At 35.4% G+C, this 9,831-nt stretch carries 9 protein-coding genes and 1 tRNA gene; 4 read left to right on the forward strand and 6 right to left on the reverse strand.

What is annotated here, in order from left to right; genetic code table 11:
* Nucleotides 1-250: 250 nt before the first annotated feature.
* Both Megvenef_RS04925 and Megvenef_RS04930 read right to left on the reverse strand, forming a co-directional pair.
* Nucleotides 251-1,165 carry a DsbA family protein gene (locus Megvenef_RS04925; RefSeq protein ID WP_322776870.1) on the reverse strand — a complete coding sequence of 305 codons (915 nt, stop codon included), beginning with the start codon at nucleotides 1,163-1,165 and terminating at the stop codon, nucleotides 251-253.
* Between the two features lie 220 nt (nucleotides 1,166-1,385).
* The gene (locus tag Megvenef_RS04930; RefSeq protein ID WP_322776871.1) at nucleotides 1,386-2,681 is read right to left on the reverse strand and encodes a M48 family metalloprotease; all 1,296 of its coding nucleotides are present in this window, start codon (nucleotides 2,679-2,681) and stop codon (nucleotides 1,386-1,388) included.
* A 153-nt stretch (nucleotides 2,682-2,834) separates the two neighbouring features.
* Between Megvenef_RS04930 and Megvenef_RS04935 the strand changes: the two genes are divergently transcribed.
* Nucleotides 2,835-3,560 (forward strand): SDR family oxidoreductase, encoded by a 726-nt coding sequence (locus Megvenef_RS04935; protein ID WP_322776872.1) that lies wholly within the window; start codon nucleotides 2,835-2,837, stop codon nucleotides 3,558-3,560.
* A gap of 3 nt (nucleotides 3,561-3,563) precedes the next feature.
* Nucleotides 3,564-4,163 carry a M15 family metallopeptidase gene (locus Megvenef_RS04940; protein WP_322776873.1) on the forward strand — a complete coding sequence of 200 codons (600 nt, stop codon included), beginning with the start codon at nucleotides 3,564-3,566 and terminating at the stop codon, nucleotides 4,161-4,163.
* 502 nt (nucleotides 4,164-4,665) lie between these two features.
* Here Megvenef_RS04940 and Megvenef_RS04945 read toward each other — a convergent pair.
* The 4 genes from Megvenef_RS04945 to Megvenef_RS04960 all read right to left on the reverse strand — a co-directional run bounded on the left by Megvenef_RS04945 (nucleotide 4,666) and on the right by Megvenef_RS04960 (nucleotide 8,560).
* A complete protein-coding gene (locus tag Megvenef_RS04945; RefSeq protein WP_322776874.1) occupies nucleotides 4,666-6,567 on the reverse strand; it encodes a hypothetical protein in 1,902 nt (633 codons plus the stop codon).
* A 358-nt stretch (nucleotides 6,568-6,925) separates the two neighbouring features.
* Nucleotides 6,926-8,119, reverse strand: a complete 1,194-nt coding sequence (locus Megvenef_RS04950) for a fatty acid desaturase (RefSeq protein WP_322776875.1) — start codon at nucleotides 8,117-8,119, stop codon at nucleotides 6,926-6,928.
* A 30-nt stretch (nucleotides 8,120-8,149) separates the two neighbouring features.
* Nucleotides 8,150-8,224 (reverse strand) — tRNA-Gly (locus tag Megvenef_RS04955).
* A gap of 159 nt (nucleotides 8,225-8,383) precedes the next feature.
* Nucleotides 8,384-8,560 (reverse strand): DUF465 domain-containing protein, encoded by a 177-nt coding sequence (locus Megvenef_RS04960; RefSeq protein WP_322776876.1) that lies wholly within the window; start codon nucleotides 8,558-8,560, stop codon nucleotides 8,384-8,386.
* A 124-nt stretch (nucleotides 8,561-8,684) separates the two neighbouring features.
* Between Megvenef_RS04960 and Megvenef_RS04965 the strand changes: the two genes are divergently transcribed.
* Together Megvenef_RS04965 and Megvenef_RS04970 are read left to right on the forward strand one after the other, a co-directional pair.
* Nucleotides 8,685-9,263 (forward strand): UbiX family flavin prenyltransferase, encoded by a 579-nt coding sequence (locus Megvenef_RS04965; protein WP_322776877.1) that lies wholly within the window; start codon nucleotides 8,685-8,687, stop codon nucleotides 9,261-9,263.
* A 240-nt stretch (nucleotides 9,264-9,503) separates the two neighbouring features.
* The coding region (locus Megvenef_RS04970; protein WP_322776878.1) for a transposase at nucleotides 9,504-9,831 on the forward strand (328 nt) is incomplete at its 3' end.

Consider the following 9,831-nt stretch of genomic DNA (forward strand, 5'->3'; position numbering starts at 1 on the left):
AAAAAATGAATGTGCGGTGATTTATTTTTGAAATTCTTGAAATTATATCAAAAATTTAGAGTTTTGACGGAGAGACTAAAAAAGCCATCCTGAATCTAAATTCAGGATGGCTTTTTTACAAAGATAACAACCTATGTTGCCCAATAAACATATTATCCCTTATCTAGGTTCAGATTAAGATACTACAAGAATTATATCGCTACTCTCAACTTGAAAACAATTGTAGCTTCAAAATAATTTCCAAACACAGCTATTTGTCTGTAGTACTATTACTATCTACATCATTACTGCTTTTATCTTCAACAGAAGGAACAGCTTCTTCTTGAGTATTTTCAGCAGGATGAGCGTTTTCTTCAGCTCCAGCACGCAATTGCACAATAATACTTTTAAACTTGTCTGTTGGAATTAATCCAGGAGCAAAATTACCATTAATAACATATGAAGGAGTTCCTTTAATTCCAAGATCTTTAGCCAAATCAAAGTTTTTAGCAATCATTTGCTTTACAGAATAACTATTAACTTCGTTTTCTACTAAAGTATAATCAATATTATGCTTTGCTAGCATCGCCTTAACATTTTCTTCAGTGATTTCTTTCATTTGCATCAATTCGTTATGTATGTTCAAAAAATTGCTACTAGAAACCTTTTGAACTGCAAGAGCAATTTTTGCTGCATATCCAGAAGTTCCGCCTAGAATTGGTATGGGTCTTAGGACAATTTTTACTCCTTGATCTAAGGATATAATTTCATTTTCATATTCATTCGCTTTTTTACAAAAAGAGCAATTATAGTCATAAAAAGCAACTACAACTATATCTCCTTTTGGATTGCCTAATACAGGAGGAGACTCAGCTTCTTCTATTTGAGCTTTATTTTCCTGTAAATAATCTGAAGTCTTTTTTGTTGATTCAGCCAGTTTTTTGTTATGAAGCCCTTCAAGAGACTGTACGATAACTTCAGGGTTATTCATAATGTAATCTTTAATAACTTGTTGCATATCATCTTTAGCATCTACGACATCTTTTTTTTCTGCACCTACTTCAGCAGAAGAACCATGCACAGAGGCTGATACTACATCAGGAGTTTTTGTCATTTTGTAAGCAAACAGTATTACAAGTATTATGAATATTATCGCCAAAGCAAAATTAAATAGTTTTTGGATCATTATTTTATTCCTTATAGTTTTTTTTTGTATTACTAAGATACTCTCATACTAAATCACTTTCAAGCTAGTAATATATAGCAAAGCACACGGAATTATAGATAACTACGTAGGCCGGCCTGAAATTTTTTATAATTAATCGCTTTCACAAGTGAATTGGTCTCACTTTGATACTTGATTCATATTCTCATTGCAAAATAAAAATAACCGCTTACAAGTAAACTTATTTTGTAGCTTCTAAAATATCACCAGCTTTATACCAATCTGGTGTATTCTTTTGCAAGTTACTCATAGCCATTGTTGCCATCTTGCGCGCATCACTTATACGTCCAGACTTGAGAGCAATAAGGGCTGTGTTTAGATAACTTTTACCCGTCAACCCGTTCTTATCGTAATAAATTGCCATATAGTGAAGAGCCAGAAGATTATCCGGTTCTTTATCAAGGACAAATAATAAATCTTTATAATATCTGTTAATATAACGCGGATCATCCATATGAGCAGTTATTCCAACTATAGCTTTACCTAAACGAATCAATGGATCATTTGGCCTGGTCTCTTCTGCTAGCTCATATTCATGTAGAGCAGCCTTCTTCCCTGCCTCAAAATATATTTGCGCTTTTAGCTCGTGATAGTAACTATCATCTGGGTGTTTCATTACGAGAAAATTAATATGATTAAGTGAATCGTCAAAATTACCTATTCTGAAGCATTTAATGGCTTTCATATAATGAGTGACTTCATCAACATTATCTTCAAATTTACAATCAAGTATTTTATTTATCTCAAGAGTAAAGGCTGCTAGCTTTGCCGAGCTGCGAGAATATTTATAAATAATATCGTCACTATTTTGGCTAGTGCTAAACTTTGACCTTTTGTTAAAGCTTCGAAGTATAAGTAACCTTTCATTATTTAAAGGATGAGTTTGATCATATTGATTAAAAGAATCGCCCAACGATTGCAGCTGCATTTTTTCAAAGAATTTAAGTAATCCTACAACGCTATGGGAGCTTTTCTCAAGTAAGCGCATAGCAGTTTGATCGGCACTCGATTCAAATTCACGAGAATAAGCGTAAATTGATCTTTCAGAAAAATGCATACCTCCCATTGCGATCGCAATTCCTTCTGCTGCACCACCACTTATTGCGGTAGCCAGACCCAAAGCCGTGGTACCAATAGCCGCCTTTTTATAATTATCTACAACTTCATCACGTCTTGCTACATGATGGCCTAGGATATGACCAATTTCATGAGCAACTACTCCGCGTAGCACATCTGGATCTGGATAGTTTATAATTAGTCCACTGGTAATAAACACCTCATTTCCACCAGCAGTAAAAGCATTAGCTATAGGGTCATCGATGATGTAAATTTTTAAATCCTTAAGGCCAGAGACTTCTCGTAGCGGCTGAACTACCAAGTTTACAGTTTCTTCGATTTCGGAATCTCGAATGATATTTGCCTTAGCTAAATGCGTACTTAAGAAAATAATTATAAAAAAGAAATGGCACTGCTTCATATAACTATTGTAACCTATATAACTACTCGCCAGATAGTATCATCTTTTCTCTGCTTGAAAAGTTTTCATGAGAAAATTTTACTAAAATGACTTGAATAATTGCAAGAGATAGGTCAAATTACAATCATTAAATAAATCTTAGGCTAGGAATTCATGTCAAAATTAGCAATCGTTACGGGTGGGATAAGAGGAATTGGAGCTGCAATTTCAACAACTTTAAAAAATGCAGGCTATGAGGTTATCGCAAATTATCATACGCATACAGAATTAGCACGTGAATTTAGTAAGAATACTGGTATAACATCAATGGCTTGGGATGTTTCAAATATCAATGAATGTCACGAGGCCGTAACCAAAATTGAAATAGAGCTTGGCAAGAGTGTTTCGATACTTATCAACAACGCTGGTATTACTAGAGATGGTATGCTTCACAAAATGTCATCACAAAGTTGGCATGATGTAATAGAGGTGAACCTAACTTCATGCTTTAATATGTCAAGTTCTGTAATAACTAACATGCGCGAACGCAACTTTGGCAGAATTGTTAACCTTAGCTCTATTAATGCATTAGCAGGACAGTTTGGGCAAACTAATTACTCTGCATCTAAGGCTGGTATTATTGGATTTACCAAAGCATTAGCTAGGGAATCGGCATCAAAAAATATTACCGTAAACTGTATTGCTCCTGGCTATATTGATACTGATATGATGAAAGATGTTCCAGCTGAAGTGCTTAAAGGCATAATTGAACAAATTCCAGTCAAAAGGTTAGGTAAACCAGAAGAAGTTGCCAGAGCTGTTTTATTCTTGGTCAGCGATGATTCTGGTTTTATTACAGGAGAAACTATGTCCATTAACGGTGGACACTACATGGCCTAAATTATGCATTTTAATATAAAAGAAATTCCAAGTACGATTGTTAAACAGATGCAACACAAAAATGTTTGGCAATCTGATTGCCCAATTAGCATTGAACAATTAAGGCTTGTTGAAATTAGTCACTTTAATTTTGAAGGAAATATTCAGTCTGGTGAAATCATAGTTCTTGATAAATTGGCTCAATCAGTGCTTAAAATTTTTGAAGAATTAATGATGATAAAATTTCCAATACATAGCGTTTATCTTATCGATAAGTATGAAGGTGACGATGAAAAGTCAATGGCAGCTAATAATAGTTCGAGCTTTAACTTCAGAATAATTGTGGGCTCGACTAAAGTTTCTATGCATGCATACGGTCTGGCAATCGACATTAATCCAGTACAAAACCCATATCTCGAGATTAAAGATGATAGCTCTGTCCAAGTGCACCCTAAGTCAGGAGTAGACTTCTTAAATCGTAGTAACATAAGGCCAGGAATGGTTGAGCCTATCGTACCAATTTTCAAAAAATATGGTTTTAGCGAGTGGGGAGGAAACTGGAATAAGCCGATAGATTATCATCATTTCCAGGTACCACGATCACAAGTGAACGAATTGATATAAATAGTTCTCATCCAACTAGCCATGACAGTTATACAAGTGACCTAAAACAAACTCAGAGGCTTTAGGGACACTAAGTAACCCCCAATATGGATAAGATAAATATTAGGTTTAGTTATGTACGGCAAGAAATATAGTCATACCTGGCTTGATCCGGTATCTTCTTATCTACCGTCATGCTGAACTCATTAGGTTTCTCTGTCTCTTCGACCAAGTATCTTCTTCTATCACATGAGATCCTGAAGTAAATTCAGGATGACGGTGCACAGCAACCCCAGTATAAAACCATACGACTCTATTCCTTATCCATAGTTCCTGTTAAGTAACATGCATTGGCAAAATGACTAACCCCAACAATATAGCCACTGCAAGCTACCTAACTTCCATAGTACCATAGAAGAAAAAGTCATTCCACGTTTCGCAGTCATACCGGGCTTTACCCGGTATGTTCTTCCGCTGCCTGAAATTATGAGCCGAAGGTATGCAAACCTATCAAGTTAGTATATCAGCTTCTCCCTCCTACACCACTAGGTCCTTGGCTTTTAGGCCTAGGCGGCAATGGTGGGGGAGTTTTAGGCTTAGTAGTCTGCCCACCTCTGCCTGGCGGCGGATGAGGGAGATTATGACTATGGCCTACACTACTAGCTTGCTGAGCAAGTTTTGGCGAAAGCTTTGGTGGTGCATCCTTTACTTTTGAAACTGGTTGTTTAGCTTGTGGCTTATGTTGCTTCTCCATTTTGACTGCAATTTTTCCTAATTCTGCAGTAGAAACAGTATAATTACCTGTAAAACTAGTGGAATAACCTTGACCAGCTTTCAAAGAAGCCACAAGATCCTTGGTTAACCCCGCTTGATTTTTTTCTAGGTAATCTGCACCTAACTTCGCAAGAGTCGGCGCAAGAGCTTTAGTAATTTTCGCAACTCGTTCAGGAGTAATTCTATGCCCTCCTGCTTTTATTGAAGCATCAATAATTGCTGTAGCTTTTCCTATAGCAATAGCATCCACCACGACACTAACGTTCTCTAATTTAGGCGCCGACTGCACCTGAACTGGCGTTATAAGAGCTGGAGGAGCAGAAATAGGGCGACGAGGAGCAGGACGAGAAGGAGGACCTTCAGGTAATTTTTTAGGTTTTGGCGGAACAATAACCTCTACCGGCACCTCTTTGACCACTGGTTTAGCCTTGTCAACAACAGGTGCAGCTCCAATACCAAAAATTACTTTATCAAATTCTTTCGGATCAGCTTTTCTATGTTGAGCAAGCTCTTTATCGGATAATTTCTTAAATTGCTCAAGAGATATAGGCTTTTCACCTCTAGCTTCTAAGAAAATATTCAAGTTTTGTGAGAAGTTTTTGTCAGAACCTAAATTCGCTCCCATCTTTGAAAAACGAGATTGATATTGTTTTTCAGCAGCTTCATTACTTTTCGTAAGATGCCCCGTACTTATTTTTGTAGCCACAGAATGTAAATCTTTGCTTCCAATAGCAAAATTTTCACTAAAACGGGATGAGAAACTTTTTCCTTTGTCAATTGATGTCACTAACTCTTTAACCAAATCATTATTGTTGGCAGCTAGATAATCGCTTCCAAGAGAGTTTAATGCCGGCATTAATTGTTTAGAAATTTCTTTTTTTGTTTCAGGTGAGAATTTATATCCCTTCTTTTCAAGTTCTTTTATACTTTGATCTATTAATAGTATAGGTGTCACAACTTGTGCATCTTTTGTCATAGAATTAATGAAGCCATCAACACTTTTAGCAACGGCTGAAGTAACAGCTAGTGATTCTGCTTGGCTTAGTTTTGAAGGCTTCTGTACTTGCTTACCTTGGGCAATAAATTTTTCATATTGTTCCAGCTTTTCTGGTGGGAATCCTTTAGGATCGTTTTTTAATATCTCTTGGGTCTTTTTTATAATTGCTTCAGCATATTCTTCTTTTGGAATATTTTTATTAGATAATGCCAATATAGCTTCCTTAGTAGCTTGCATAGGAATTGCATATTCTTCAATGTTTAAACCAAAATTGTCTAATTCATTAGAAGGGCCACCTAATGATAAAGGTAAAACAAAACCCTTAAGAGCTGCCTCTGTTTTTGCAGAGTTAAGTTCCAACTTTCCTAGTTCAATTGGATCAGAGGTTAACCTTGAAGCCTCATTTTTACTTTTATGTACAACTTCAACTAACCTATCTATTGATGATGATGGTGAGTTCTCTCGGATAGCTTTAGATCCCAATCCTTCTATCACACTAAGACTACCATAAAAATGTAATATTTTTTCTTCACTGGGGCTAGGTTTTAAAGCTACTATACTTTCCTTATAAGAGTCTATCCTACCAACTAATCTATTGATATCCGCCAATAATCCGTTAGCTCGTCCAGAAAAATCAGGTTCATCTTTTGCCATAATATTTACACCTCAAAAATTAATTTCGTAATATTTAAGTAAACACCTGTTACAGCTTAGCTGTCAACGTATTAATAAAGGTAGTAAATATTTATTTGGGAATTGTGTGTTAACTGAATAGTTTGGAACGTGCCTGATCACAGTACAAATTCATGTGCCCAGCAGCACGATCCGTCATGCTGAACTTAAACTTTGGCGAAGCCCTGCTTCTTGGCCTAGGATCTTTTCAACTACTTGAGATTGGAGGCTGGTCGATAGACCAGAGTCCTAGATAAAAAAGTATAGTTAAATAATAACAAACAAGCCACCTTTAATTTTAATCAAGGAAGCTCGCTAGTGTTATTTTTCCTGGTATATTTTAAGCGTAAGATTTAATGCGTTCAATATCTAAATAAAGCTTTTGAAGCGAATTCTCTGCCTTTTTAAGCTTTTTGTTTATTGCATTAATAATTTTATCAGAAGGATTTTCAAAATTCTTCATATGATTCTGCAGCTGAAGCTTAATATTATTTAGGTTATAATGCGCTTTTGATAAAGATTGCCAAAACTTTTCCTTCGCCCCAGCGGAAGAGTTTTCTAGTTCTTGGAACTTTTGCTGACAAACAACGTCTAATTCTTCAACCTTATTTTTCAGCAATTCGAGTCTTTCTTTATGAGCCTTGGCAACCTGCTCCACAGTTTGCGCAATTCTAGCCTCAACACGAACCTCTGCCGTTCTTTTTAAACCCCAAGCTAAACCACATTTACTCATGAGATATATGATCCATTTATGCACATCAAATTGATGCCATTTATGGCCATTGCGATAATCAGAAGGAAAGGCATGATGAAAATTATGCCAATTTTCTCCAAGTAATAACAAGGCTAACCACCAAATATCTCTGGATGTGCCATTAGTATATTTTTGAGTACCAACAAAATGACAAAGTGAGTTTACAAAAAATGTGACTTGTTGTTGCACAGCGCGACCAAGCCCTATAAATAAAAATCCTGCATATGCCGCAAGCGCAGTAGTTCCAAATATATATCCAACCGCGGCTGGAACCAATGTATTCATAAGAATAGCGATGTGCCAATAATACTTTAATTGCCACCTAAGCAATTTATTTCTTCCATGCTTTACTATTGTAACTTTATCAATGGATTTATAACTACCTTCACCAACTAGCATCCAGCCCATATGTGACCATAAGAAACCCATGATTCTACTATTATATTTTAATGGTGTATGCGGATCTTTCTCAGTATCAGTATATGTATGGTGCATGAAATGATTTGATGCCCAAGATAGAGCTGGCCCTTGTAGGGTTCCAGCAGATAATAAAATTAATATGAATTCAACAAATTTATTTGTTTTATAGGTATCATGAGACCAAAGACGATGGAAACCAATTCCTACAGTAATATTTGAAACGTAATAGCCAGTTAAGAACAAAGTCACTTCAAACCAACCGACTTGATGAGAAGTAGCGTAAAAAACAGCTAAAGTAATCAAAATCATTGGATATGCTATCAGCGCAAAAGCACCAACTAGATTAAGTTCTTTAAACATATGACAACCGCCAATGATTAATAAATAAAATGGAGCGGGTGAAGGGATTCGAACCCTCGACTTCGACCTTGGCAAGGTAGCGCTCTACCCCTGAGCTACACCCGCTTGTTTTATAAGTATTGATTAGCTGTAAAACCATACAAAAATAAATACTTATAATGCCTCCTAGTAAAATACAAAAATAGGAAAAAAGATCAAGTACTAAATTCACCTAAACCATTTTTAGCTAAATTTTTTGCTCAAAATTGTTGTTACAATTGATTTTCATGACTGCTCTCCCTGGCTCTGCTCTTCAAGTTTTATAATTTTTTCTTTAAGTAAAAGCTTTTGCTTTTTGAGTTCAGTAATATTATAATCTTGAGCATGATTGTCGTTAGCAGATTTTATTCTTTTTTCTAGCTCAGAGTGTTTTTGTTTTAGACTATCAATATGTGATTTCATTAAATCCTCTCGATTTTTACTACTTAAAGATTGGGTAATTTATGAATTATCCACCACCTAATACTTAAGTTAAAGTATAATATAGTTAAAGTATAATATAAAATATTTGGCAAATGTTTTTTGTATGATCAAAAAAGAAAATACTTACAAAATAATTATCGGCATTACTGGGGCATCAGGGGCAATATACGGAATCAGCTTACTAAAAACCCTAAAAACCCTTGCTGTGGAATCACACTTAATAATTTCAAAAGCCGCTCATCTTACCATAGCCACTGAAACAAATTTTATAACAAAAGACATAATAAACCTTGCTGACTATTCATATAACTGCGGAGATATTGGAGCGCGAATTTCGAGTGGATCATTTCGGACCAGCGGTATGATTATTGCACCATGTAGTATGAAAACACTTTCTGCAATTGCCAACGGGTTTGAAGATAATTTAATCAATAGAGCTGCTAGCGTAGTGATTAAAGAAAAGAGGCAATTAGCCCTGATGGTCAGAGAAACTCCTCTTCATGCTATACATTTAGAGAATATGCTAAAGTTAAGTCGTCTTGGGGTATCGATATGTCCAGCCGTACCTGCGTTCTATAATAAACCTTCTTCTATAGAGGATTTAATAAACCATTCTAACGCAAGGATTCTAGACCTCTTTAATATTGATACTCATATTATCAAACGCTGGGATGGTATATAATACCTATTTAATTATATCGTCATGGAGAATGACTTTTTGATAGTCACTAATTTAACCTAATTTTTGACTAAAAGTATCTTATTCTTATATCAAGCTAAGGTTATTTACCAAAACACTCATTAGTCCCTCCGTCAAAACTCTCCCCGCCTGAATTAACAAGGGGTTTCATGTCATAAACAGCTTACAAAATCCATAAGAAAATGGTATAATTACCGCATAAAGCTTACGGATTTTAAAATTATGCCTATAGAAAATATTACTTTTCTCCAAAAACAAGAAAGGTTATTTGAAGAGAAATTATCTACAAAACTAAATCCTAAAAACAAGTTATATAAACTAAGGGATTTAGTAAATTGGTCTGAACTTGAAGCCAGAGCATTGCCTAACATTGAAATCAAGCTATTTGGTAGAAATAAGAAAGGTCATAGAGTAATGCTAGCATTATCAATGCTTCAAGCTATGTACAACGGTTCTGATTCGTTTACGGAGGAAGAGCTAAAGGAAAATATTTATTGGCAATATTTTTGTGGTTATGAATATTTGCAGCAAGATCTTGATGTGTCTGAAG

Source organism: Candidatus Megaera venefica (assembly GCF_034554655.1).
Classification (GTDB): domain Bacteria; phylum Pseudomonadota; class Alphaproteobacteria; order Rickettsiales; family Rickettsiaceae; genus Megaera_A; species Megaera_A venefica.

Excerpts from the sequence above, each read along its gene's own strand:
- Megvenef_RS04925 (WP_322776870.1), bottom strand. The coding sequence starts at position 1,165 with ATGATCCAAAAACTATTTAATTTTGCTTTGGCGATAATATTCATAATA.
- Megvenef_RS04930 (WP_322776871.1), bottom strand. The coding sequence starts at position 2,681 with ATGAAGCAGTGCCATTTCTTTTTTATAATTATTTTCTTAAGTACGCAT.
- Megvenef_RS04935 (WP_322776872.1), top strand. The coding sequence starts at position 2,835 with ATGTCAAAATTAGCAATCGTTACGGGTGGGATAAGAGGAATTGGAGCT.
- Megvenef_RS04940 (WP_322776873.1), top strand. The coding sequence starts at position 3,564 with ATGCATTTTAATATAAAAGAAATTCCAAGTACGATTGTTAAACAGATG.
- Megvenef_RS04945 (WP_322776874.1), bottom strand. The coding sequence starts at position 6,567 with ATGGCAAAAGATGAACCTGATTTTTCTGGACGAGCTAACGGATTATTG.
- Megvenef_RS04950 (WP_322776875.1), bottom strand. The coding sequence starts at position 8,119 with ATGTTTAAAGAACTTAATCTAGTTGGTGCTTTTGCGCTGATAGCATAT.
- Megvenef_RS04960 (WP_322776876.1), bottom strand. The coding sequence starts at position 8,560 with ATGAAATCACATATTGATAGTCTAAAACAAAAACACTCTGAGCTAGAA.
- Megvenef_RS04965 (WP_322776877.1), top strand. The coding sequence starts at position 8,685 with ATGATCAAAAAAGAAAATACTTACAAAATAATTATCGGCATTACTGGG.